A 25,669-nucleotide genomic window follows, 5' to 3' on the forward strand; every position below is an offset into this window, starting at 1 on the left:
AAACAGGTGCAACAAGCCAATAGAATTTGGCAATTTTTATATAGAAATAGGCACAATTAATAATTATAAAATTTCAGTTTAGGCAAACATGTCATTCACCTAAACTGTCACAGATAAGATTAAGCATTCATCTCTAAAACGATCTTTCCAATATGGTCGCCCTGCTCCATACATGCATGAGCACTTTGTACATCTGAAAAAGCATAGGTTTTATAGATTTGTGGTAAACACTTGCCTTGCTCCAATAATGGCCACACATGTTCATGTAAAGATTGAGCAATCTGTGCTTTTTCTTGGCTATTACGCGCTCGCATCGTTGAGCCTGTAATTGTGGCACGTTTTAAAATCAGTTTTTGTAAATCAAATTCTTTTGCAATTCGACCTCCCATAAAGCCAATAATGACAAGTCGGCCATCACGTTTTAATAGATTTAAGTTTTTCTGAAAATAAGAACCACCCACAATATCCAAAATAACATCAACACCTTGTTCTTGAGTATGGTTCAAAATTTCCTGCTCAAAATCTTGGGTTTTATAATTAATTGCTGTGGTTAAGTCAGAGAGTGCTTCAACTTTATCTTCACTACCAACCGTAGCAAAAGTTTTAATACCTAAAGCATGGCAAATCGCTAAAGCAGTGGTTCCGATCCCACTTGCACCGCCATGAATCAGGGTAGTTTCATCTTTCTTTAAACGGCCAATATCAAAAAGATTTGCCCAAACCGTAAAGAATGTTTCTGGAATCGCAGCAGCTTGAGTAAATGATAAATTCTCAGGTATTGGTAATACTTGAGTTGCAGTTACCGCACAGTATTCTGCATACCCGCCACCATTGGTTAAAGCACAAACCTTGTCCCCGACTTTAAACTGTTGCACTTGCTCACCCACAGCAACCACTACTCCAGCGACTTCAAGTCCGGGGATTTGAGTAACCCCTTTAGGCATTGGATATAACCCCATACGCTGTAAGACATCAGGGCGGTTAATTCCAACGGCTTTAACCTCAATTAAAACTTCATCAGCTTGAGGTACCGGAACATTTGAATCTTGAAGTTTTAAAACCTCAGGTCCGCCAGGAACCGTAATTTCAACAATTTTCATGGTTGTCGGAAGATTCATTGATATGCTCCATGTTTGGTTTATATTTAAGACGTGTTGATTTACTTTAGTTTGTTGATAATTTAGGTGGAACTCCAAACAGCCGCTTAAACTCTCGACTAAACTGTGAGGCACTCACATATCCTACTTCATAGGCAGCTTCTGCAACGCCCATTTGGTTATTTAGGATTAGATCACGGGCCTTATGTAACCGAGTAATTTTGATGTACTGTAATGGAGAATAGTTGGTAACTTTCTTAAAAGCTTGATGAAAAAGCGAAACGCTCATTCCTGCTTGTTTAGCCAACTCCTGAACCGTTAAGTTACGATAATAATCTCTTTGAATAATTTCACAAATCGTATAAATCACTCCACTTCGGCTCATAATAGCCGAAAGGTTCTGGATAAAATCACCACCACCGGCTTGTAAAACCCGATAAATAAGTTCTCGTTTCACCTGCTCTCCTAAGATTGCAGTATCTTGCTTGGAACGAAGTAAGTTCAACAAGCGTAAAGCAACATCAGATATAACCGAGTTCATTTCAATAATATTTAAACCACAGCTCAGTTTTATCTCTTTGTTATCAAAATCTTCTATAAGTGGTCGCTGCTCTTTATCCATTTTAGCCGCCAGCTCGGCCATCATTTGAGGTTCAAATTTAATCGCAATTGCAAGCATTGGTTCACGCTCAACCAACGTATCGCAATCAAAAGGAATAGCAATTGAGATAAATAAACACTGGCCTTGTTGAAACTTAAAAATATCTTTTCCGATATAAGCTCGTTTTACACCCTGAATGACTAAAACAATGGAAGGCTCTTGCAATACAGCAACCGGCTGTGTGGAATGATCTACCCTCATCAGGGTGATATTTGAAATATGAGTGGGATATAACCCCTCTTGAGGAGCCAAATACAAAAAAGCCTCTACCAAACTTTTCGTCAAGTCATTCTGTTGCATTGCTTTATTTTTTACGGGCTATTTAAGATTTACTATATCAATCAAACTAAAAGGAAAAAGTATTTCTTGGTAGTACTTTGTATAAATAAGCAAGTTAAAGCTATTTTTAGGCATAAAAAAACCTAGATTTCTCTAGGTTTTTATCCTTAATCTGACTATTAAGCAGATAAGTTAAAGAACATAGCAGCAATTAGGATAATTACACCTAATACAATTCGATACCATGCAAATACACGTAATGTATGACGCTCAACGAAGAGTACGAGTGCTTTTACAACCAATAAAGCAGCAATAAATGCCGCAACAAAACCCACTCCAATATTAACCATATTGTCTGAAGTCAACACATCAGCATTTTTAATTAGGTCAAATGTTGCTGCACCTAGCATGGTCGGCATTGCAAGGAAAAACGAAAACTCTGTTGCAGCTTTACGAGACAAGCCTGCAAACATCCCGCCTACAATTGTCGCACCAGAACGAGAGGTTCCAGGAATCATCGCAACACATTGAGCCAGACCAACTAAAAGCGCCTGTTTAAACGTGATCTTGGTCGCATCATCCGTTTTATGTTCAAATTGTTTAGATTCAACCCAGAAAATAATAAGCGCGCCGACAATCAGAGCAATCGCAACTACAATTGGGCTAAATAAAACACTTTTAATAAAATCTACAGCTAAAACGCCAATAATCACTGCCGGGAAAAAAGCAATTAAGACACTAATGGCAAAATGGCGTGACTCGACATCACCACTAAAAAAACCTTTGATTAAGTTAATGATTTTCTGACGATATAACCAACACACTGCCAGAATAGCACCTAACTGGATCACTACTTCAAAGACACGACCACCATCTGAATGGAAATCGATAATATGACCAAATAAAATTAAATGACCAGTACTCGAAATAGGTAAAAATTCAGTTAAGCCTTCAACAAAGCCTAGAAACAGTGCTTTTATAACTTCAAAATTTTCCATAACTTGCTCAAAGAAAGTTAGTTAATCACTAGAACGATCTAAAATTTATTTTATTGCCACAGTTAGCCTTTTATTTAGCTCAACATGTGTTCAATATCAGATCATTTCTAGCATTTGTGGTTATTGCCTCTAGTGAAAGGCAGTTTATTTAAAGTGCGATAATGTATCACATCATAATGACAAACTTAGGTTAACTATCGTAAAAAGATAAAACTTGGTTAAAAATGGCCAAATTTTCTTTTGTTATAGATAAGTCTTTTACAATAGATGAGTTTAGAAAATCATCTTAAAAAGTCCTTAAAAAAACATGTTATTATTCCAATTAAATACAACTCATATCAAAAATTCAGACTGAATGAAAAATACCAAAATTAACGCACGTCATCTTATTATCGACCTCTTTCTTTCTTCTGCTTATCCTCAGCTCAGTATCAAACAAATTTTGGTTGCAGCTAAACTTTTTAACTTAAGTGAAAATGGTATTCGAGTTGCGACAACACGCTTGTTAAATGAAGGTATGATCCAGAGCGTAGAACGCGGAATCTATCAACTTTCTCCATCTGCAAAAGATTGGGCGAAAGTTATTCTCAATCGTAAAAATGGAATTAAACAAACTAAAGAATGGCAGCAGCATTATCTTGCCGTGTTTACAGGAACCTTAGGCCGCATAGACCGAACAGCACTAAAAAAACGGGAACGTGCACTTCGTCAATTTGGTTTTAAAGAGTTGGAAACTGGTATTTACATCCGCCCAGACAATTTAGCTTATAGCTTTGAAAAAACCTGTGATGAGCTTGTTTTAGCAGGGCTAGAGAAAGAAGCAAAAATTTGTATTATTCAGCATGTCGACTCAACAACACTTAAGCAAATTTTTTCTTTATGGGATACCAAACAACTCGAAAAAAATTATGAAATGTATAGTCGAGATATTACGCACTGGCTTGAAAATTATGCTCACTCCCCTTTAAACGATGCAGCAGTCAAGGCACTTCTTTTAGGAAGGGAAACAATTGCCTTACTCATGAATGACCCATTATTACCAGAGCCATTTGTAAATGAATCTGCTCGTAATCAATTTGCTCAAGATGTACAGCAACTAGATGCAATTGGCCAAAAACTTTGGAAAAAAATATATGAACAGGAATTAAATTTATAGCCATCTGATTTATTTTTTTACAAACAAATATTTCACTTTTTAAATTTTTATGACTATATTTGTAATATAAAATATGGATACCAAACTCTAATTTGGGAGAATAAAAATGAATGCACAGGTGAGTGTTACCGATCTATTTAGCAGAGAAGAAATACAAGAGCTTACAGAACCTTCAGATGCATATGGCGCTTGGGCCGTTGCTAGCACATGGGCTGTTATTGGAGGAACATTTGCCAGCTTAATTATGATGTGGGATTACTTACCGAGTTGGGGGAAATTATTAGCATGTATGCTTGCTCTAGCTGTTTTAGCTGGCCGTCAGTTATGCCTCGCAATTTTAATGCACGATGCATCCCATAAAAGTTTATTCAAAAATAAGAAAATAAATGATTTCGTTGGGGAGTGGCTATGTGCCCGCCCAATCTGGAACGACCTACAAAAATATCGTGTACACCATGTTCGACATCACGCAAAAACATCTACACCGGATGATCCAGATCTTTCTTTAGTTGCAGGCTTTCCTGTCAGTAAACAATCTCTTACTCGTAAATTCTTACGCGACTTAACCGGTATAACAGGATTAAAGTTTAGCTTAGGCCGTGTGTTGATGGACCTTGATGTCATGAAATGGACTGTAGCCAATGATCAAATCTGGTTAGACCGCAGTGATAAAAATTTCGTTGACTATGCAAAGAGTATTGCAAAAAACAGTACAGGCGCTATTGCAACCAACCTATTACTTTATGGTGTTTTAAAAGCATGTGGTCAACAACGTTTTTATTGGTTATGGCCTTTGGCTTATTTGACTCCATTTCCATTATTTTTAAGAATTCGTTCAATGGCAGAACATGCAGGTATGCAAACCAGCAATACTGCTTTAACTAACACTCGTACCACACGTGCAGGTTGGATTGCGAGAAGCTTTGTGGCCCCTATTCATGTCAATTACCACATGGAACACCATTTAATGGCGTCTGTTCCATATTTTAAATTACCGCGTATGCACAAAATATTAAGAGAACGTGGGCATGTGCCCACTCCACCGAGCTATTTTGAAGTAATTCATATACTTTCATCAAAACAAGAGTTAACAAATTAAAATAGGGTTAGAAGACCACTTTCAAATTTGTGGTCTTCTTGATTATTCACGTATCTCTAAATTTTTTAGTTTTAACTGAGTTTGATAATACTTCGGTGTTACACCCATCCAGCGCTTAAATGCACGAGTGAAATGGGGTGTATCGGCATAGCCTAAACTTAATGCCACAGCTTCAATTGACATTGAACTATTTTGCAAAAGATCTTGTGCATATTGCTTTCGAGTTAAATCAACTAATGCTGAGAAACTTGTATTCTCTATTGCCAAATACCGCTGTAGGCTACGTTCTGACATATTCATCATTTGGGCAACTTGCTTAACTTTTAATATTTCCCCCTGACTATTGATCAATAATTTTTTTATTACTTGGCTAATTTCTGCTTTCCACCCACTTCGTAACTTCAATTTATCAATATCTTTTTTACACTGTGCTTTCAGTAAAGGTGCCAGCATAGGATCAGCCGTGAGTACAGGCTGCATTAAATATTCTTTTGGAATAATCCAAATATTATGTTTTTGCTCAAATAAACAACTTACGCCTAATTTATCTTTTATTTTTGAAAAACCTAGTGGTTCGGGCATATTCAATTGCACTGTACCTAAAGAAGATACCCCTGTTAGATGTTTTGCGATGTAAACAAAACCTAACAACAAAAAAATAGTCGCATCTGAACTTAATTGAAAACTTTTTAAAGGTTGATGAATAGACCAGTAAACATCGTCTTGCTCTTGCTTTAACTCAGGTTTAAAGGCATCACAACGCGAACCAATAAATTGTTCAAGTATTTTTAAAGCCTCCTCAAGATTTGCAGACACCATGGCCGCCATACCGACAGAACCATAACAAGAAGCTTTCATTTCCAATGCCAAATAACCCGCTAATGCTGGCTCATGAGTGAGTTGAATCGCATGCTCAAGTAAGTTATTTAAGATATTAAACTCAACATACCAATACGGTTTTTTTAATTGTTCCGGTGTTACTCCACTACCCTCTAAAAACTGCTCACAAGAGATACCTCTGCGCTTAACGATCTCAACTAATAAATTAATATAAGTTCCGGGTAATTCTGGAGTCATGAGCGGCCCATTAGAAAGCGTAATTGTGGCGTTAAATGGTAAAAACTGTCAGTTCATGAACTATGCCATGCTTTTAAATTCAGGCATAGTCACTTAAGACAAACTGACTTAACTCTCCGACATTCCACTAAAAACCAATCTTATCTTTAAGAGTAAAGACACTATGAATATCCTGATTGTTCATGCTCATCCAGAACCTCTGTCTTTTACAACCTCCCTAAAAACTACAGCACAGCAAACCTTTAAAAAATTGGGCCATCAAGTAGAAATTTCCGATTTATATGCAATGCAGTTTAATCCTGTTGCCTCTAAGGAAGATTTTTTAGAACTCAATCAACCTGATTACTTTAACTATGCATTAGAACAGCGAAATGCCACAAAACAACAACTTTTGGCTACTGATATTCAAGCAGAAATTGACAAAGTAAACCGTGCCGATCTAGTAATCTTGAACTTTCCGCTTTATTGGACTTCTGTTCCAGCAATTTTAAAAGGCTGGATTGATCGTGTATTTGTCTCTGGACTTTTTTATGGTGGTAAGCGGTTTTACAACCATGGTGGCATGGCAGGTAAAAAAGCAATGCTCTGTTTAACACTCGGTGGTAGAACACATATGTTTGGGGAAAATTCTATTCACGGACCAATTGAACATTATCTATCACCGATTCAACGCGGTAGTTTGGCTTATACTGGCTTTGAAGTTCTTCCCCCATTCATTGCCTACCATGTACCTTACATTAGCCAAGAAGCGCGTGAAACTATTCTTGAGGACTATGTCACGTATCTCACTCACCTTGACCAACTTGAACCTTTAAAATTTCCTAAACTTGAAGAGTTTGATGAAAAGTTATATCCCCTCTAATGCTATGTTTTAAATCTAAAAGGCGCGATAACCGAATTCTTTTCTATTTCGGTTATCCCTTAAATAAAGCAAGCTTAAATCCAGCAATTAATTCCTCAAAAAATTTGACCAAATAGTAAAGAAAATACTCTCAATTTTTATCTAATAAATAACAATATAAAACCGAATCAATAATATACATGTGTAGAGAAACTAGACTTATCCATTAAAAATGATGACTAATACTCATTTCATAATCAATCAATTCATATTTTTACAAAAAAATCTTTGACCATTTTTCTTGGATTTATGACAAAAATGTCATAAAAACAAGTAACTTTAATAATAGATAAAAAATATAAATATCAATTATTTAAATTAATTAAACAACAAAAATATTCCTTCATATTTCATTCATTATTGCCATTTTTTGTATAAAAAGTGAGTACTCTGCAGTTCATAGAACAGATTTACTCTTAGTGTAATTATGCTATTTTTGTTACATGGAGTTATCAATGCTTTGAAACTTGTAATTCAAAGCACTGAAGGCAACACAGTTTAAACGGTTTAACTCTGTTACTTTTAAAAAAATGTCTTGAAGTTCAAGGAAAGATTAAAAATGAAATTAAAACATCTGAGCACTGCAATGATTTTAGCAACGCTGCCTGCAACTGGGGTTTTTGCAGCAGCTTTAGATCGCTCTGGACAGTCAATGTCTGCGTTCTTCCAACCTGGTAATTACTTTGAAGCAGGTATTTCTGTTCTAGATCCTGATGTAGCTGGTAAAGAAGCTGGATCTAGTGCCACACGTCGTGATATTGGCGATATGGCGAATGACTACTACTTCCCAAGTGCTGCATTAAAATTACAAATTAATGACCAATTTTCTTTCGGTCTACTCTACGATCAACCATTTGGAGCAGATGCAGAATATTCAGGTAATAACGTATTCGTTTCGAATCCAGGCAGTGATACTATTTTAAGTCAAAAGGCATTAGGTGACTTAGCAAGCAGCTCAATTCAGAAGTTAGTTCAAGCATCTGGGTCAGCATTTACACCAGCTCTTATAGAGGTGACGAAGGTTACTGGCGGTGACCCTACAAAACCAACTCAAACAGAGATCTTAGGCGCATTACAACAAGTTGCTGCCGGAGGAAATACAACTGTAGGTGCAGGACTGACAGCACTACAAAAAACCCAAGCTGCTATTAACGCAGCAAATAATTATTTAGGTACTGGTGGAACTAAAGTTAAAGTTGATACACAAAACTTATCTTTTGTATTTGGTTATCAACCAACTAAAAACTTCAATTTCTACGCAGGTCCTGTATTACAAACCGTTAAAGGTAATGTAAGTTTACGAGGTCAAGCTTATAGTCTTTATAATGGTTATGATGCAAATATTAAAGAAACTACAGGTGCTGGTTGGTTAGCAGGTGCTGCTTATCAGATTCCTGAAATCGCACTTAGAGCATCTGTAACTTATCGTTCTGAAATTGATCACAAAGTAAATATTGATGAAAATTTATCTATATTAAATTTCCCTGGTCTTACTTCAGTACTGGCTGGTTTAGATGTTCCAGCATCTAAACTTCAAGCAATTAATTCATCTGGTAAAACTACAATCACAACGCCACAGTCTGTTAACCTTGATTTTCAGACAGGTATCATGGCGGATACAGTTGCGTTTGCCAATGTACGCTGGGTGAACTGGAAAGATTTCTCAATTCAACCATATAAATTTGGCAAAGTCTCAGAAGCTGTAGGTGGTCTTGTTGGGCGTCCAAATGGCTTCAACCTAGTTGAATATTCTGATGACCAATGGTCTGTGAACGCTGGTGTAGGCCGTAAACTTAATGATAAATGGGCTGGTAATGTTTCTGTAGGTTGGGACTCTGGTGCAGGTAATCCTGTAACAACATTAGGACCAACAGAAGGTTACTGGAACGTAGGTTTAGGTGTTCAATATAGCCCTACTCCACAAACTTTCATCGCTGGTGGCGTAAAATACTTCTGGTTGGGTGATGCCAAAGCTCAAACAGGCGCGCAAGCAGGTAGCGATGAATATGTTGCAGACTTCTCTGATAACAATGCTATCGCTTACGGTTTAAAACTTGGTTATAAATTCTAAGTTTCAAAAACCAATCTAAATAAAAAAGGCGCTATAAGCGCCTTTTTTATTGTGTATTTGTCCTTGCTTAAGCAGGAATATTGCGCTGTGAAACAGAACGGATTGCTTCTTTTAATGCATCATAACCATTGATTGCAGGAAACTGAGGAAACTCCGCAATAACATTTGCAGGCGCATCAAACAAGAAACCATGGTCGGCTTCACCAAGCATCGTTGTATCATTATATGAATCACCTGCTGCAATCACACGGAAATTCAAACCATGTAGTGCTTTAACCGACTCACGCTTTTGGTCAGGTTGGCGAAGTTTATAAGCGGTAATCATACCATTTTCATCTGTCTCTAATTTATGACAGAAAATTGTTGGCCAGCCTAATTGCTTCATTAAAGGATGAGCAAACTCATAGAAAGTATCCGACAAAATGACCAGCTGGAAATGATTGCTCACCCATTCAACAAACTCTTTTGCACCTGGTAGTGGCCCCATCTCGGCAATAACTTCTTGGATGTCTTTTAAGCCTAAACCGTGTTGTTTTAGGATATTCAAACGCTGAGTCATTAAAACATCATAATCCGGAATATCACGAGTTGTTGCTTCTAGTTCTTTAATCCCTGTTTTTTTTGCGAAATTGATCCAAATTTCAGGAACTAAAACTCCTTCAAGATCTAGGCATACGATTTCCATGAATGCTTCCAACGTTGGTTAAAAATTGCTGTATCATACCATTAAGATTTTCAGTTTTGCGTTGTTATTGATCAAATCAATTTTATTCATAAGGATCGAAATTAAAGTGCTAAGCAATTTATTCACTATCCTTTAGAATATTTTTCATAACTCAATGCGCCCAAGCCTTTTGCCAGGAACACCCATGACCGTTATTCCGACTATTGATATCGTTGATGCTCTCGCGGCTGAATATGCAGCTAAAAGTCCGCGCGAGATTCTAGAACTTGCATTAAGCCAACAAGGTGAGATCGCAATTTCGTTCTCTGGAGCAGAAGATGTAGTCTTAATTGATATGGCTTCACGTTTAGGTAAACCTTTCCGTGTTTTTAGTCTTGATACAGGCCGTCTACACCCTGAAACTTATCAATTTATTGAAACTGTTCGTAAGCACTACAATATTAATATCGAGATTTGTTTCCCTGATGCGGAAGCTGTGCAAAGCATGGTGAATGAAAAAGGCTTATTTAGTTTCTTTAAAGATGGACATCAAGAATGCTGTGGCATTCGAAAAGTTCAACCTTTACGTAAGAAACTAGCGACCTTAGATGGTTGGATTACAGGTCAGCGTAAAGATCAGAGCCCTGGTACACGTACTGAAATTCCAGTGGTACAAGCTGATGCAGGCTTCTCTGGTCCGGGTAAGCAACTTATTAAATATAATCCGCTTGCGAACTGGTCTAGCGCCGATGTGTGGAGTTATATCCGCATGATGGAAATTCCATATAACCCTCTACACGAGCGTGGTTTTGTTTCAATTGGTTGTGAGCCATGTACACGTCCAGTACTTCCAAATCAACATGAACGTGAAGGCCGTTGGTGGTGGGAAGAAGCAACACAAAAAGAATGTGGCTTACATGCAGGTAACTTGAAAAAATAGTTCGGTATAAAAAAACCACTGATGAATCAGTGGTTTTTTTTACAGTTATATCTCGTACACAAAGTCATATTTAATCTGTAATAAACGCTATATACTAAATTTACGGTTCTATAATTCTAATAAGAGCTCAGTTAAGGGCTTCTTAGAAAAAAGCATGAGGCACAACGAGTTATGCGTCCATTACACCCTATTGATTTTATTTTTCTATCACTAGAAAAAAGACAACAACCGATGCATGTTGGCGGCTTGTTTTTATTTGAAATACCTGAAAATGCCCCTGAAACTTTCGTTCACGATTTAGTAGAAGAAATACGCCAATCTAAAAGTATTCCTGTTCCACCCTTCAATAACCGTTTAAATGGTCTATTTTGGGATGAAGATGAAGAGTTCGATATCGACCACCATTTTCGCCATATTGCCTTGCCTCATCCTGGTCGAATTCGTGAATTACTGGTTTATATTTCCCAGCAGCACAGCTCTTTAATTGATCGTGCAAAACCACTTTGGACGTGTGACATTATTGAAGGGATCGAAGGCAATCGTTTCGCGATGTACTTTAAGATTCATCATGCCATGGTTGATGGTGTTGCAGGCATGCGCTTAATTGAGAAGTCGCTGTCAAAAACGCCGGAAGAAAAACATGTGGTTCCACTTTGGTGTGTAGAAAGTAAAAGAACAAAACGCTTAAAAGTACCAAAACCAAGTACAAGTAAGATCAAAAGTATTTTAGGTGGTATCAAATCACAACTTGAGGTGACCCCTAAAGTCATGCAGGAATTATCGCAAACCATTTTTAAAGAAATGGGTAAAAATCCTGATTACGTCTCTACCTTTCAAGCTCCGGTTTCAATTTTAAATCAACGTGTAAGTGCTTCACGTCGCTTTGCAGCCCAATCTTTTGAATTAAGCCGTCTTAGAAAAATTTCTAAAGCACTTGGTGTAACGATCAATGACGTCGTACTTGCTGTGTGTTCTGGGGCATTACGTGAATATCTAATTAGTCACAACAGCCTGCCTAGAAAGCCTCTTATTGCCATGGTTCCTGCTTCCCTACGCACAGATGACTCTGACGTGAGCAATCGTATTACCATGATTTTGGCAAATTTAGGAACCCATAAAGATCAGCCTCTAGAGCGGCTCGAGATCATTCGTCGTAGTATGCAAAATTCAAAGCAACGCTTTAGCCGCATGACCGCGAATGAGATTTTAAACTATAGCGCTGTTGTTTATGGTCCAGCTGGACTTAACATCATGTCGGGGATGCTTCCTAAGCGTCAGGCATTCAATTTAGTGATTTCCAATGTACCTGGCCCACGTGAGCCGCTTTATTGGAATGGTGCGAAATTAGATGCACTCTACCCTGCTTCTATTGTCATGGACGGGCAAGCGCTCAATATTACAATGACAAGCTATCTGGATAAGCTTGAAGTAGGTTTAACAGCATGTCGAAATGCTTTACCTAAAATGCAAAACCTTTTAACGCATCTTGAAGATGAGATTCAACGGTTTGAAGAAATTATTGAAGAGAAACAGCTGAAACATCATTCAGCGAGTTAGGAAAAATTAAGGGGCTTTAAAATGGCCCCTTATTTTTTAATTGCGCGGCACTGGTTAAGTAACTGATGACATACTGAACGAATCATTGCAGTTGTGATTGGTACTTCTTTACCTTGGTCATTCAACATATAGCAGCTATTGACTGGCGTGCTTTCTAAAACATGTTTAAGACCGTTGCTAATTAAGTTTTCACTTACATTCATGGGTTATACCTCTTATTGTTTGCTAAGACGTTTAATAGGGAGAACGTCTAGGGCTACTGTATGTAAGTAGTATTTAAAATTCATGAATGAAAGTAAAATTTCAGTTGTAACAAGGATTAAGCGATATCTTGTTACAACTTTAACTTAAAATGATATCGTATTGCTCTTGCGTATATAAATTTTCGACCTGAAATTTAATAACTCTGTTGATAAAATGCTCTAAATCCGCCACTGCAGGTGCTTCTGCTGTTAATAATCGGTCAATCACGGATGGATGAGCAACGACAGTAAAGCCACTCGTAGACTCAAATGCACGGGTGTAGCGTAATATCTCTCGAAATATTTCGTAACACACTGTCTCTGCAGTTTTGACAAAACCACGCCCCTGACACGTTGGACACGATTCACATAACAAGTGTTCTAATGATTCACGTGTACGTTTACGTGTCATTTCTACCAGACCAAGTTCAGAAACCTGTGTGATTTTGGTCTTGGCATGATCACGTTCAAGCATTTTTTCAAATTGACGCATCACTTCTTCACGATGAATCGCTTCTTGCATGTCAATAAAATCAATAATGATAATGCCGCCTAGATTTCGTAGTCTAAGCTGACGCGCAATCACCTGAGTCGCTTCCATATTGGTCTTAAAGACAGTGTCTTCAAGGCTACGGCCACCAACATAAGAGCCTGTATTGACATCTATTGTGGTCATCGCCTCAGTCTGGTCAATCATTAAATAACCGCCAGACTTTAAAGCAACACGTGTTTGCAGTGCTTTTTGGATATCTTCTTCAACGTTGTAAAGATCAAATAATGGACGCTCACCCGGGTAATGAATCAGGCGACTTTGCATATTCGGAACAAACTCATCTACAAACTCACGCAGTTTTCCATGAATCTCTCTCGAATCGACATAAATCTTTGCGGTTTCTTCACTTGCCAGATCACGGATAATTCGTTGCGGTAGCGGTAGTTCCTCAAAAATTAAGGAAGGTACTGCCACATCAACTTGCTTACGCTGAATATATTCCCATAACTTACTGAGGTAGCACATATCTTGTGCAATTTCGGCTTCATCTACCCCTTCAGCAGCAGTACGAACAATTACGCTACCGGGTAAATTATGCTCCGCCTGAATGCTCTCAATAATATTACGTAGCCGATCACGCTCTTCTTCAGACTCAATGCGCTGAGAAACACCAATATGGTTACCATATGGCATAAGAACTAAATAGCGAGAAGGAATTGAAAGATCTGTGCTCAGGCGAGCACCTTTAGTACCGAGCATATCCTTCATCACCTGAACGGTAAGAATCTGCCCTGGATGAAGTAGTTCAAACACATTTGGAGTTGGCTGTGAACGTGGCCAAACCATATCATTAATATGCAAAAAGGCCGTTCTGGATAAACCGATATCAACAAAGGCCGCTTGCATACCCGGAAGCACGCGTACAACTTTACCTTTGTAGATATTGCCGACAAGTCCACGTTTAACTGTACGTTCAACATACAGCTCATTAACAGTTCCATTTTCGATTAATGCCACCCGACACTCCATAGGTGTGACATTAATAAGTAGTTCTTCTGACATACATAAACTCAAAGCATTATAAAATTTTTATTAAAGAGTCAGAGGGACTGTTAATGTAGCTTTGTCCATTGTTCATCGACAATGCAATTCAATCAAGAATTATCAACAACCCCTTATGTCTTCACTCTTTTGAATAACTGTGAAAATTCGTACAAAGGAAGCCCTACCACATTACTATAACTTCCTTGAATTTTGGGAATATATTGTGAAGCAATTCCTTGAATTGCATATGCACCGGCCTTCCCTACAGGTTCTCCTGTGGCCCAGTAATCTTCCATATCTTGCGTAGTTAGAGATGCAAACTCAACTTGGGTCTGCACCACCTGACTTAAGATGTGTTGCTGTGTTGCAATACAAATTCCGGAAAATACATCATGCCAACGACCAGATAATTGTTTCCAGATGTCAAAGGCATGCTGCTTTGAGTCAGGTTTACCAATAATCTGACCATCCAGACCAAGGCTCGTATCTGCTGCAATAATCACTGAATCTGGAAAAATGTTTAATACAGCTTGGGCTTTTTCTCTCGCTAACCGCTCTACATATTGGTGAACCAGCTCACCTTCATGAACAGATTCATCAATATCCGGGCTATAGATTTCAAAATTTAAGCCCAGTTGTTGCAACAACTCTCTCCGACGCGGAGAACTAGAAGCTAAAACTAAATGCGCCATTTTGCTAAACAATAATAGACAACAGGCCAGGTTAAGATACTTGTCATCAATGGTTGCCAATGTCGAGCAATCGAAAAATGAATGCCCCCCATCGTTTGAGTCACCCACATAAACGCTAAGTGAGCAATAATCACCAATGTAGCAATCGTCCATAAATTACCAAAAGTCAAAATACGGCGTTCGCGTATTAAAAATCGGGTAATAAACGTGACAATAACAAAACTCAGTGCATTTAATCCTAAAGGTGCATCAAGCAATAGATCTGTAAAAATCCCCATACCAAATGCGAACCACACCCCACACCATGTTGGCTGGCACACAACCCAAAACAACATGATCATAAGCATGAACAATGGTCGCCAGCCCGAGATGTCGTAAGATAATGGATAGATCATGAGGACAGACCCCACGATTATAGAGAGAATAATTCCCCATAATGGATCTTTACGCTTCTCACGTTTCAACTTAGCGATCGGCATATGGTTGCTCCTTCGCTAATGAGTCAGAGAAAAGTACAACAACATGATGACCAGTTGCTAATTGTGCTGCTGGTGTAACATCAATTTCAGCAAACTCACCTGAATTATGGCGACGGATTTTAGCCACCGTACCCACGGCATAACCTGCTGGAAAATGCTCACCTAAGCCTGAACTTAATACTTTATCGCCGACCTGAATATTTGCACTCGTTGGCACATATTCCATTTTTAAACGGCCTAAATCACCAGTACCCGAGACAATTGCACGCATACCTGTACGCTCTAAACGAACAGATAGAGAATGCTCTTTGTCAGAAAGCAGCATCACACGTGAACTATGAGGATATACATTGATAATTTGCCCCATAATCCCTTTATCATCTAAAACCGTTTGACCAACTTTAAGATGATCCATTGCACCACGGTTGATAATAATAATGTGACGAAGTGGATCGGCATCTGTCCCAATCACTTCCGCAATTTCCATACGACCATCAATAATTAATGGTGTATCGAGTAAACCACGTAAGCGGGTATTTTCAGCAGATAATTCAGACAGCTTCTGCAAGCGGACCTGAGCCTGTAATAGCTCAGCCTGCATTGCAGTGTTTTCACGGCGCAGTTGTGTTTCAGATTTAGTTTGTTGATTCAGCCATTCTCTCGACAGTACCGGATAACTTGCAAGTGCATATATTGGATTATATGCAGCGTACAAGACATCCCTTGCTGGCTGAATTACATAAGGCATGCGCCAATCAAAGAACAGCACCACCAAGCATGTAATGACCGCAATAATGAACGAGCGGAAAGATGGCGGCTGTCTTGAAAAAATATTCGGTTGCACCGCCTAATCCTTAAACTTAACCGACGAAAAGCATGTCATGGTTCGGGTTGTCGAAGAATTCCAATACTTTACCACCACCACGGGTTACACAAGTAAGAGGGTCTTCAGCAACAACAACTGGTAAACCGGTTTCTTGAGCTAATAATTTATCAAGGTTACGAAGTAACGCTCCACCACCTGTCAACACAATACCGCGCTCAGCAATATCAGAAGAAAGTTCAGGAGGAGTTTGTTCAAGTGCAGATTTCACCGCGCTTACAATACTTTGTAACGGGTCAGAAATTGCTTGAGTAATTTCGTCAGAAGTTACGGTAATTGCACGAGGTACACCTTCTGCAAGGTTACGGCCACGTACTTCAATTTCTAATGTCGTACCATCAGAAACAGCCATACCAACTTCTTTTTTAATAATTTCAGCTGTGGTTTCACCAATTACGCAACCGTGAGCTTTACGAACATAATTGATAATTTGCTCATCAAATACATCGCCACCAATACGTAAAGAATCAGCATAGACACAACCTTGCAATGAAATAATTGCAATTTCAGTTGTACCACCACCAACATCCACAACCATAGAACCACATGCTTGTTCAACTGGCATGCCAGCACCAATTGCAGCAGCCATTGGCTCTTCAATTAGGCGTACATCACGAGCACCCGCATTAAATACGGCTTCGCGAATTGCACGGCGCTCGACCAAAGTTGATTTACATGGTACACATACAACTACACGAGGTGCAGGTGGGAACAAACGTTTTTCGTGAACTTTACCAATAAACTGATTCAACATGGTTTCAGTCACTTCAAAATCTGCAATTACACCGTCTTTCATTGGACGAATTGCAGAAATATTCGCAGGTGTACGGCCTAGCATTTGCTTAGCATCTAGCCCTACAGCAGCAACAATTTTTTGTGAACCACTGTGACGAATTGCCACAACTGTTGGTTCATTTAATATAATGCCGCGGCCTGGTGCATAAATAAGTGTATTTGCTGTACCTAAATCAATGGCTAGATCCGGCGAAAACAAGCCAATTAGTCGTTTTAGAATCACGGTTCGTTCTCAGTTAAACTTTCATGTGGATGCAAGGTGGCAACTTTAAACTAAATGTGATGATTTGAACAAGTCAATCGCTTATTATAACGCACGATATTTTGAAAATTTTTAATACTGATTAGGTGATGTTATGTCTACATCGGATGCACAGCATTCAGCAGATTTAAATGCACAAACAGTTTCAGCAATCGCCAATCTTGCTCGATTGTCGCTCAATGATACGCAATCTGCTGAATATGCTCAAAGTCTAAATAAAATTTTAGGCATGATGGAAACCTTAAAAGGCATTGATACGGAAGGCGTAGAACCTTTAAAGAGTCCTTTTGACAATCCTCAACCTTTACGTGCTGATGTGGTAACTGAAAGCAATCATCGGGACGAATACCAAGCAGTTGCACCTGCAACTCAAGATGGTTTGTATCTTGTTCCTCGCGTGATTGAATAACTTTTAATCAATTAACCCATCTTCCCTATTTTGAATGTAAAGAAATTTTACTCATGACTGATTTACATCGCTTATCAATTCGCGAACTTGCTGAAGGCTTAAGCCAAGCGAAGTTTTCATCTCGCGAATTGACTGAACATTATTTAAAACGTATTGCTAAAATCGATCCGCAAGTTAAGAGCTATGTGACGGTTACTCCAGAACAGGCACTTCGCGAAGCCGATGCTGCCGATGCCGCATTAAAAGCTGGCAATGCAACTGCTTTAACGGGTATTCCTCTTGCCCACAAAGACATCTTTTGTACCAAAGGTATTAAAACCACTGCTGGTTCAAAAATGCTCGATAACTTCATTTCACCTTACGATGCAACCGTTGTTGAAAAAACTAAAGCAGCTGGTCTGGTTACTTTAGGTAAAGTGAACATGGATGAGTTTGCGATGGGCTCAACTTCTGAGAGTTCATATGTAGGTGCAACGAGTAACCCTTGGGCACTTGACCATGTTCCTGGCGGTTCATCTGGTGGTTCTGCTGCGGCTGTAGCGGCTGATTTAGCACCATTTGCTACAGGTACCGATACAGGTGGCTCAATTCGCCAACCTGCTTCTTTCTGTGGTTTAACAGGCTTAAAACCAACTTATGGTCGTGTATCTCGTTTCGGGATCATTGCTTATGCATCATCATTAGACCAAGCAGGTCCAATGGCACGCTCTGCTGAAGACTGTGCTTACCTGATGAATGTAATTGCAGGTCACGATGCTAAAGACTCAACTTCGGTTAAAAAAGAAGTCGATGATTACGTTGCAAACCTAAATAACACATCTGTAAAAGGCTTACGCATTGGTATTCCTAAACAATACTTTAACGTTGCAGGTTTAGATGCGGACGTAAAAGCACGTGTTGAAGAGTCTTTGAAAAAGCTTGAAGAAATGGGCGCAGCGCTTGTTGAAATCGACCTCAACATGACTGAAGCTTATGTACCAACGTATTACCTCATCGCGCCAGCGGAAGCATCTTCTAACTTGTCACGTTATGACGGTGTTCGCTACGGTTACCGCTGTGAAAACCCAGCTGACTTGATGGATCTTTACAAACGTTCGCGTTCAGAAGGTTTCGGTCCAGAAGTTCAACGCCGTATTTTAATTGGTACATACGCGCTTTCTGCGGGTTATTACGATGCTTACTATGTAAAAGCACAAAAAGTACGTCGTTTAATTCAACAAGACTTCTTAAAAGCTTTTGAAAATGTAGATGTAATTGCAGCACCTGCTGCACCAACAACTGCCTACAAAATTGGTGCATCTTTAGACCCTGTTGAAATGTACTTAGGCGATATCTATACCATCGCAGTGAACTTAGCAGGCTTGCCAGCGATTAATGCTCCTGTTGGTTTTGATAAAGACAACTTACCAGTAGGTTTACAGTTAATCGGTAATTACTGGTCAGAATCACAATTGTTGTCGATTGTTCACCAATACCAACAAAACACTGACTGGCACACCAAACGTGCGGCAATTGCTGAGGAGAATGCATAATGGCTGAAGCTCAAAAGTTGAAATTGATTGACGGTTGGGAAGTCGTTATTGGTATTGAGATTCATACTCAGCTTGCAACCAATTCTAAAATTTTCTCAGGTTCATCAACTGAATTTGGTCAAGACCCAAATACACAAGCGAGCCTTGTAGACTTGGCGATGCCGGGTGTATTGCCGGTTTTAAATGAAAAAGTGGTTGAACTCGCAATTCGTTTTGGTTTAGGGATTGATGCTTACATCGACCAAGCTTCAGTATTTGCACGTAAAAACTACTTCTATCCTGACTCTCCAAAAGGCTATCAAATTAGCCAAATGGACAATCCGATTGTGGGCTTGGGCCATATCGACATTCAGCTTGAAGATGGTACGACTAAACGCATTGGCGTAACTCGTGCTCACCTTGAAGAAGATGCGGGTAAGTCTGTGCACGACCAATTTGAAGGTATGTCTGGCATTGACTTAAACCGTGCTGGTACGCCTTTGCTTGAAATCGTTTCTGAACCAGACATGCGTTCGGTTGAAGAAGCAGTTGCCTACATCAAAGCAATTCACACACTAGTACGTTGGTTAGGTATTTCTGACGGCAACATGGCTGAAGGTTCATTCCGTGCGGATTGTAACGTGTCTTTACGTCGTCCAGGACAACCGTTTGGCACACGCTGTGAGCTTAAAAACCTCAACTCATTCCGTTTCATTGAGCAAGCGATCAATGTTGAAATTGAACGCCAAATGGAAATTTTGGAATGGGGCGGCGAAATTGATCAAGAAACCCGTTTGTTCGATCCAAATAAAATGGAAACGCGTTCTATGCGTTCTAAAGAAGAAGCAAATGACTACCGCTACTTCCCTGATCCAGACTTGCTACCAGTAATTATTCCAGATGAGCAAATTGAGGCCATCAAAGCAACTATGCCTGAGTTGCCAGCAGCACGCCGTGCACGCTTTATTGCAGACTTTGGCGTAACTGAATACGACGCACACGTACTTACGCTCTCACGCGAAATGGCGGACTTCTATGAAGCTGTTGTTGCTGCGGCTGGCGGTGCGAAGCAAGGTAAAATTGCTGCAAACTGGGTAATGGGTGAATTCTCTGGTGCTTTAAACAAAGCGGGCTTAGAGTTAACAGACTCACCTGTTTCTGCTGAACAGCTTGGCGGCATGATTGCGCGTATTATCGACAACACCATTAGCGGTAAAATTGCTAAACAAGTCTTTGGCTTTATGTGGGAATCTGAAGGTAAATCTGCCGATGACATTATTGCGGAAAAAGGCTTAAAGCAAGAAACCGATACTGGTGCAATTGAAGCAATCATTAAAGAAGTACTTGCAGCCAATGAAAAAATGGTTGAAGAGTACAAGTCTGGTAAAGAAAAAGCCTTTAACGGTCTTGTTGGTCAAGTCATGAAAGCATCTAAGGGTAAAGCTAATCCTGCGCAAGTCAATGAATTAATGAAAAAATTGATTGGTTGATTTATTGACTAATTCATTGTTTTTATGCGATAAAAACCTCACTTAAAGTGGGGTTTTTTATGGATTTTAATAAAATAAAAATAGATAGACCAAGATCTATAATTACATATTTTGATTATTTTAAAGACAATATGCTTGATTTTCATACAGCCATGGCTTCAGGCGGCTTTGCTACTTTAAGTGATATAAGTTACGGTTTCTCAATAGAAACATCTCTTAATTGGACTGTATTTCTTACCTCTATATTAAAAACAACCAATCTAATTGATTTAATAGCTTTGGAAACTATAGATAAAAAAATAAAAAAACTATTCAAAGAATATGTTCAGAATAGTAGTTTAGATATATTTTCTGAGTTTAATAAAGTTATTTCAGAACTGAAAATTTATAGTCAAAAAACTAATTTCTTCTATTTCATTATCCAAGGATTAAACTGCGATAAAATATATTCATTTGAAAATATAACTCTTGGAAATTTTAATGAAAAAAACTCAAACAACATTTCTTTCTCAGAAAAAATAAATAAAAATATAAAACTAGTCATAGATGAGCGAAAAAGAAATGGGACATTTAATCCCAAAGATATATTTTTAAAAGAGCTAAAAAATACAATAAAAAAATATAAAAATAAAACAGTTATTGAGATTTCTAATCTTGGCGACCCATTAATGGCCAAAGAAAAAAGTAAAAATGATGCTAAAGAGTTAATAAATCAAATTATTTTCATCACTCATATATCAAAAAGTTATAAATTCCACATTCAAGTACATACTTATGAAGTTAAAGATAGAATTCAACCATTATGCGTAAATTATGACGAATTAAGTACTAGCGCATTAAGTGATGAAATTATTTACAATGTCGATTTTAGCTTTTCACAAAGGAATAATATAGATAGTCTAAGTAATATTGGTTCTAAATTTAAAGAATTATGCTTTCCTATACTAACTAATAGCTTTAACAATGACTTATTAGAGAAATTGCGTGTTTCTATAAATTGGTATAGTGCATCCATTAATTCGGAAAGTTTAAATGAGAGCTTTTTATTCTGTGCTATTGGAATGGAATCATTATTAACTACAGGTAGAGACTCCATTACAAAAGTATTAGCTGAAAACACTGCTTTTTTAATAGCTAAAGATGACATTGAAAGTAGAAAACTAGTTTACAACACTATGTGCAATTTATATGCAAAACGTAGTGGTATTGCACATGGTGGAAACATAAATATTGAAACCAAAGAGTTAAAGCAAATAAGATACTACTTAGCTATGAGTATAATAAAAATAATATCAAAAATAAAAGCCGATGAAATTAACTCAAATAAAGATTTAATTACTTTCCTAGATAATCAGAAATTTGGTTAAAAAAAAATAGCTTTACTTTTGTTTTGGCAAAAGTAACAAAACCATCTGTTAGGCAGAAGGCACATCTCTGATACCTCTGCCTAACGGCGACATCCATGTAGCCTATCACGTAACTAATACCAGTGAATTATCAAAAACTGTATTTGTTATTCTCACCCCCTAACTTCAGCCACCCTTCGACTAAAGAATGCACTTTTTGCTAAAAATCATACTTTCATTGTGCTAATTTAAATTACAAATTGAAATCACATATATTTTAAATAAGAGAGATAAATCATGTCTAAAAAGATTTTAATGTTGGTCGGTGACTATGCAGAAGACTATGAAACTATGGTTCCTTTCCAGTTCTTAACTGGTTTGGGTTATACCGTGCATGCGGTTTGCCCAAATAAAAAAAACGGCGATCATATTGCGACGGCTATTCATGATTTTGAAGGTGAGCAAACTTATAGCGAAAAACGTGGCCACAACTTCGCGATTAACTATGATTTCGATGCCGTTAATACCGAAGACTATGTAGGTTTAGTCATCCCAGGTGGTCGTGCGCCAGAGTATTTACGCATGAATGAACGTGTTGTCGAAATTGTACGTGAATTCGATAGAGTGAAAAAACCAATTGCAGCCGTATGCCACGGTGCTCAGTTACTCGCTGCAGCAGACATTTTAAAAGACCGCCTCTGCTCGGCTTATCCAGCATGTGCGGCTGAAGTAAAATTGGCAGGTGGACAATACGCAGATATTGCTGTGACTGAAGCAGTTACAGATGGTCATTTGGTGACTGCTCCAGCTTGGCCTGCACATCCAGCTTGGTTAGCACAATTTGTGAAAGTTTTAGGCGCTAAGATTAGTATCTAAATAAGATTCTTCACCCCAAATACAATAAAGCCTGCATTTAGATAGCAGGCTTTATTACTAAAATAGAAAACTAGATTTTTATCTTGTAATTCCCAACTTATTCCAAATTTCTGGTGTTAAAAACGTTGTCACCAATTTATTTAAATCGATGTAGCGTAATGTGCCCTGCAACTGCTGTTTAACGGCTGGGTCTTTAACAATATCTTCACCCGCACTTTGGCCTAACTGCTGGAAAGCCTCCCCAACAGCCTTCACACCTTCAGCCTGAATTACAGCTTTGGTCTGAGCAGAACATTGCTCTACAATTATCCGCTGTAAAACCTGAGCCAGTTTTTGATCTAACTGATCCTTTTGCTCAGGCGTTACATTACTAAATGCTTTTAAATCAGGATGAGCTGCTAAAGCTGTAAATGTCCATTGGAGCACTGTGGTTTTATCCGAAGCTGTCGTTGCTTTAACTAAACAATCACTGAGCTGATCAACTGTTGGACCAGCCATCGCAATTTGTGTTACACCCAGTACAGTCGCCGCCACATATATTGAACGGCTCAGATGTGAAAACTTACGGCGAGCAATAGCATAAAGATGACGTGACATAGGTCTAGCTCCAATAAACAATCTGTTCTTTTTATCACAGAGTCACTAAAGTTACCTGTTATGACTCTGTAACCACAAAGTAGTCATTTCACCACAGACTCTATTCGATCAAGCTCCCACACTCCACCTGCTGCCAAGCCTTTACACATACCCGTCCACATATCCTTAGTATGCACAAAACTCTTGCCGTCCCATACCCACTCTTCACTTGCCCAGCAATCTCCAATGCCTCGTCCCTTTTGAGCACTACTAATAATACCGCTATCAAAATCTGAGGCGGACTCAGTCACAAACGCGGCCTTACCGTTTAAAGACTCATCGAGTACCCATGCCCCATACCCTTCGTTATAAGCCCCTCTCCAGCACAATGTAGTCGCCAGAACTTTCTTATTGGTTAATTTATATAGCTCAATTTTCTGTGGTTCGGCTCCATCACTGTTACCACCATAAATACCTTTACAAAAGCCGTCTTCTTTCGGATTCGGTTTAGCAGCCATCAAACTACGGTGTATTGCTTGGTAATGTTTATTTTTAGGCTGTAAAGTTAAATAAGGTTTGGTTGAAGTCTTAATACGCTTCACAACTAGTTTTGGTTCAGGCATAAGCACTTGATTTTCATTGGCACTGCCCTTTTTAACCAAAGCACCAATAGTCCCTATACGCTTCTGAAAATCATCCATCTTTAATAATACGGCAGTCATCCCAGCATCGGAAACTTTCCATTTATGCTGCGCATTTTTAAATACAATTTCAGTCTTCTGTTTGGACTGCTGTAGTAGAGCATTGACTTGCGAGCTGTTTAGCTTACCCATAATTGGCAGCTCAGTACCGTCCACACCCACTGCACCTAAATCTTTGCCATTTATATAAAAATGGATATTTTTAAGCTGGTTTGCAGGTATGCTTTGTTCATAGTCAGACAAAGCAAATCCAATCTGTACAGGTTGTTTTGGGCCTGCTTTACGTGTTAATAAAATTGAAGCGGGATTATCACCATTTTCTTCGTTTTGATAGCCTGCAGCCTTACAGGTACCCGTATTACTGCAAGAGATTTCCCACTCTTGGTGAGAAAATGAAATACCTTTTATATCTTGAGCAAAACTATAAGAACTTATTACTGCCAAACAACAAATTGAAAGTATATTTTTCATTTTTTCATGTCTCTACACGTCTGTTTTATTATGAAGTTAACAACAGTGTTAAATTTTGAGTTACCGCCTAGTTTAAAAGAATATGTTAGATTTATATAAAATTTAAATTGATTACTTTCTAAAAATGAAAAAACTAAATTTTTTATTATGGGCAACATTAGTCAGCCTAAATTCAACTGCTTATGCAGAAGTAAAAAGCTTTACTCCTCATTTCCCCAAATTTTATAGCTCTGCTACAACCCGCAAAGCAGACAATCAATTCTATGCTCTTGGAGAGGCAAAATTTTTAAACGGCGTTGCAGTCCCTTTTTATGGCATTACGGCACAAAACCCAATAGAAGATGGTTTACTTAAAAGTTTTGAAAAATGCACGCCTAAAAGCTGTAGTTTTAATTTTAAACTTGATGCTCAACATGCCAAGCAATTAAAGCTTCTTGCATTACCTGAAGTAGGTGTAGTACTTGTTCCACGTAACTGGCAAGATATTCAAGCAAATGCAGGCGCAAATGGAACTGGTTTTGCTCTAATCATGAGTCCAGATCAAAAGCAAGCGATAAAGCTTTATGACTCTTCATTTTGCGTTGGATGTGGATTACCCAATGCAACGCTTTATTTTCCTGAACTATTAAAAGAAAGTCTTGAAAATGAATATGGTGGTTTTAAAGACCCTAAAAACCTTATCAATATTGTTCATCCCTCTAAAAAAGTCGCTTTTTTTAGCTACCAAATTCCTCAAGTGAACAATAAAACCCATGGTATTGCCAAGTATGATGATGAAGACACTTTTAACTATAAAGAGATTCAAGTCACCTTAGATAAGTCGCAGCAGTCTCTAGTTGGCCCTATCCTTAATTTTTATAATGCAACCCATTAAATCAATAATCATAAAAAAACCCGCT

General features: G+C 38.4%; 25 protein-coding genes. 12 read left to right on the top strand and 13 right to left on the bottom strand.

What is annotated here, in order from left to right:
- Window positions 1-119: 119 nt before the first annotated feature.
- The 3 genes from EG365_RS04605 to EG365_RS04615 all read right to left on the bottom strand — a co-directional run bounded on the left by EG365_RS04605 (window position 120) and on the right by EG365_RS04615 (window position 3,035).
- Window positions 120-1,118, bottom strand: a complete 999-nt coding sequence (locus tag EG365_RS04605) for an NAD(P)H-quinone oxidoreductase (protein ID WP_001053079.1) — start codon at window positions 1,116-1,118, stop codon at window positions 120-122.
- A gap of 46 nt (window positions 1,119-1,164) precedes the next feature.
- Entirely contained in the window at window positions 1,165-2,058 is an 894-nt protein-coding gene (locus EG365_RS04610; protein ID WP_001186870.1) for an AraC family transcriptional regulator, read from the bottom strand.
- A 158-nt stretch (window positions 2,059-2,216) separates the two neighbouring features.
- Window positions 2,217-3,035, bottom strand: coding sequence for an undecaprenyl-diphosphate phosphatase (locus EG365_RS04615; RefSeq protein WP_000426931.1), 819 nt, complete (start codon window positions 3,033-3,035; stop codon window positions 2,217-2,219).
- A gap of 355 nt (window positions 3,036-3,390) precedes the next feature.
- Between EG365_RS04615 and EG365_RS04620 the strand changes: the two genes are divergently transcribed.
- Together EG365_RS04620 and EG365_RS04625 are read left to right on the top strand one after the other, a co-directional pair.
- Window positions 3,391-4,191, top strand: coding sequence for a PaaX family transcriptional regulator C-terminal domain-containing protein (locus EG365_RS04620; RefSeq protein WP_000799167.1), 801 nt, complete (start codon window positions 3,391-3,393; stop codon window positions 4,189-4,191).
- 106 nt (window positions 4,192-4,297) lie between these two features.
- Window positions 4,298-5,290 (top strand): fatty acid desaturase family protein, encoded by a 993-nt coding sequence (locus EG365_RS04625; RefSeq protein WP_000993883.1) that lies wholly within the window; start codon window positions 4,298-4,300, stop codon window positions 5,288-5,290.
- A 42-nt stretch (window positions 5,291-5,332) separates the two neighbouring features.
- Here the strand turns inward: EG365_RS04625 and EG365_RS04630 are convergent, their stop codons facing one another.
- Window positions 5,333-6,367, bottom strand: coding sequence for an AraC family transcriptional regulator (locus tag EG365_RS04630; protein WP_000187163.1), 1,035 nt, complete (start codon window positions 6,365-6,367; stop codon window positions 5,333-5,335).
- A 163-nt stretch (window positions 6,368-6,530) separates the two neighbouring features.
- On the opposite strand from EG365_RS04630, the gene EG365_RS04635 reads away from it, so the two are divergent.
- Together EG365_RS04635 and EG365_RS04640 are read left to right on the top strand one after the other, a co-directional pair.
- A complete protein-coding gene (locus tag EG365_RS04635; protein WP_001023286.1) occupies window positions 6,531-7,229 on the top strand; it encodes an NAD(P)H-dependent oxidoreductase in 699 nt (232 codons plus the stop codon).
- A 598-nt stretch (window positions 7,230-7,827) separates the two neighbouring features.
- Window positions 7,828-9,339: an OmpP1/FadL family transporter gene (locus EG365_RS04640; protein WP_000768256.1), complete on the top strand. Its 1,512-nt coding sequence runs from the start codon at window positions 7,828-7,830 to the stop codon at window positions 9,337-9,339.
- A gap of 67 nt (window positions 9,340-9,406) precedes the next feature.
- On the opposite strand, the gene thrH is transcribed toward EG365_RS04640, so the two are convergent.
- Entirely contained in the window at window positions 9,407-10,024 is a 618-nt protein-coding gene (gene thrH / locus EG365_RS04645; protein WP_000406996.1) for a bifunctional phosphoserine phosphatase/homoserine phosphotransferase ThrH, read from the bottom strand.
- 184 nt (window positions 10,025-10,208) lie between these two features.
- On the opposite strand from thrH, the gene EG365_RS04650 reads away from it, so the two are divergent.
- Together EG365_RS04650 and EG365_RS04655 are read left to right on the top strand one after the other, a co-directional pair.
- On the top strand, window positions 10,209-10,943 hold the full coding sequence (locus tag EG365_RS04650; protein ID WP_000216076.1) for a phosphoadenylyl-sulfate reductase: 735 nt from the start codon (window positions 10,209-10,211) through the stop codon (window positions 10,941-10,943).
- A gap of 171 nt (window positions 10,944-11,114) precedes the next feature.
- On the top strand, window positions 11,115-12,500 hold the full coding sequence (locus EG365_RS04655) for a WS/DGAT/MGAT family O-acyltransferase (protein WP_001247581.1): 1,386 nt from the start codon (window positions 11,115-11,117) through the stop codon (window positions 12,498-12,500).
- Window positions 12,501-12,529: 29 nt separating this feature from the next.
- Here EG365_RS04655 and EG365_RS04660 read toward each other — a convergent pair whose 3' ends face one another.
- The 6 genes from EG365_RS04660 to EG365_RS04685 form a co-directional block, all read right to left on the bottom strand.
- Window positions 12,530-12,703 (bottom strand): PA1571 family protein, encoded by a 174-nt coding sequence (locus EG365_RS04660; protein ID WP_001103036.1) that lies wholly within the window; start codon window positions 12,701-12,703, stop codon window positions 12,530-12,532.
- A gap of 139 nt (window positions 12,704-12,842) precedes the next feature.
- Window positions 12,843-14,297, bottom strand: a complete 1,455-nt coding sequence (rng, locus tag EG365_RS04665; protein ID WP_001288187.1) for a ribonuclease G — start codon at window positions 14,295-14,297, stop codon at window positions 12,843-12,845.
- Window positions 14,298-14,410: 113 nt separating this feature from the next.
- Window positions 14,411-14,971, bottom strand: a complete 561-nt coding sequence (locus EG365_RS04670) for a Maf-like protein (RefSeq protein WP_000940843.1) — start codon at window positions 14,969-14,971, stop codon at window positions 14,411-14,413.
- Window positions 14,959-15,450 (bottom strand): rod shape-determining protein MreD, encoded by a 492-nt coding sequence (gene mreD / locus EG365_RS04675; RefSeq protein WP_001121008.1) that lies wholly within the window; start codon window positions 15,448-15,450, stop codon window positions 14,959-14,961. Before mreD ends, EG365_RS04670 begins: the two co-directional genes overlap by 13 nt.
- Complete coding sequence (mreC, locus tag EG365_RS04680) at window positions 15,437-16,294, bottom strand: rod shape-determining protein MreC (RefSeq protein ID WP_001182997.1); 858 nt, start codon at window positions 16,292-16,294, stop codon at window positions 15,437-15,439. Before mreC ends, mreD begins: the two co-directional genes overlap by 14 nt.
- Before the next feature lie 16 nt (window positions 16,295-16,310).
- Window positions 16,311-17,351 carry a rod shape-determining protein gene (locus tag EG365_RS04685; RefSeq protein ID WP_000601379.1) on the bottom strand — a complete coding sequence of 347 codons (1,041 nt, stop codon included), beginning with the start codon at window positions 17,349-17,351 and terminating at the stop codon, window positions 16,311-16,313.
- A 133-nt stretch (window positions 17,352-17,484) separates the two neighbouring features.
- Between EG365_RS04685 and gatC the strand changes: the two genes are divergently transcribed.
- The 5 genes from gatC (at window position 17,485) to EG365_RS04710 (ending at window position 23,022) form a co-directional block, all read left to right on the top strand.
- Window positions 17,485-17,799, top strand: coding sequence for an Asp-tRNA(Asn)/Glu-tRNA(Gln) amidotransferase subunit GatC (gene gatC, locus EG365_RS04690; protein WP_000107699.1), 315 nt, complete (start codon window positions 17,485-17,487; stop codon window positions 17,797-17,799).
- Between the two features lie 53 nt (window positions 17,800-17,852).
- The gene (gene gatA, locus EG365_RS04695) at window positions 17,853-19,331 is read left to right on the top strand and encodes an Asp-tRNA(Asn)/Glu-tRNA(Gln) amidotransferase subunit GatA (protein WP_000130658.1); all 1,479 of its coding nucleotides are present in this window, start codon (window positions 17,853-17,855) and stop codon (window positions 19,329-19,331) included.
- Window positions 19,331-20,800: an Asp-tRNA(Asn)/Glu-tRNA(Gln) amidotransferase subunit GatB gene (gene gatB, locus EG365_RS04700; protein ID WP_000796648.1), complete on the top strand. Its 1,470-nt coding sequence runs from the start codon at window positions 19,331-19,333 to the stop codon at window positions 20,798-20,800. The genes gatA and gatB overlap by 1 nt, the downstream gene beginning before the upstream one ends.
- 59 nt (window positions 20,801-20,859) lie before the next feature.
- Window positions 20,860-22,167: a HEPN domain-containing protein gene (locus tag EG365_RS04705; RefSeq protein ID WP_000347085.1), complete on the top strand. Its 1,308-nt coding sequence runs from the start codon at window positions 20,860-20,862 to the stop codon at window positions 22,165-22,167.
- A gap of 276 nt (window positions 22,168-22,443) precedes the next feature.
- Entirely contained in the window at window positions 22,444-23,022 is a 579-nt protein-coding gene (locus EG365_RS04710) for a DJ-1/PfpI family protein (protein ID WP_000037733.1), read from the top strand.
- A 78-nt stretch (window positions 23,023-23,100) separates the two neighbouring features.
- On the opposite strand, the gene EG365_RS04715 is transcribed toward EG365_RS04710, so the two are convergent.
- Together EG365_RS04715 and EG365_RS04720 are read right to left on the bottom strand one after the other, a co-directional pair.
- On the bottom strand, window positions 23,101-23,619 hold the full coding sequence (locus EG365_RS04715; RefSeq protein ID WP_000086450.1) for a hypothetical protein: 519 nt from the start codon (window positions 23,617-23,619) through the stop codon (window positions 23,101-23,103).
- Between the two features lie 83 nt (window positions 23,620-23,702).
- The gene (locus tag EG365_RS04720; protein WP_000789887.1) at window positions 23,703-24,770 is read right to left on the bottom strand and encodes a DUF1176 domain-containing protein; all 1,068 of its coding nucleotides are present in this window, start codon (window positions 24,768-24,770) and stop codon (window positions 23,703-23,705) included.
- Between the two features lie 124 nt (window positions 24,771-24,894).
- On the opposite strand from EG365_RS04720, the gene EG365_RS04725 reads away from it, so the two are divergent.
- Window positions 24,895-25,644 (top strand): DUF4850 domain-containing protein, encoded by a 750-nt coding sequence (locus EG365_RS04725; RefSeq protein ID WP_000735830.1) that lies wholly within the window; start codon window positions 24,895-24,897, stop codon window positions 25,642-25,644.
- The last annotated feature ends 25 nt before the right edge of the window (window positions 25,645-25,669 follow it).

The sequence above is a fragment of the Acinetobacter sp. FDAARGOS_494 genome (assembly GCF_003812225.1).
GTDB lineage: Bacteria > Pseudomonadota > Gammaproteobacteria > Pseudomonadales > Moraxellaceae > Acinetobacter > Acinetobacter baumannii.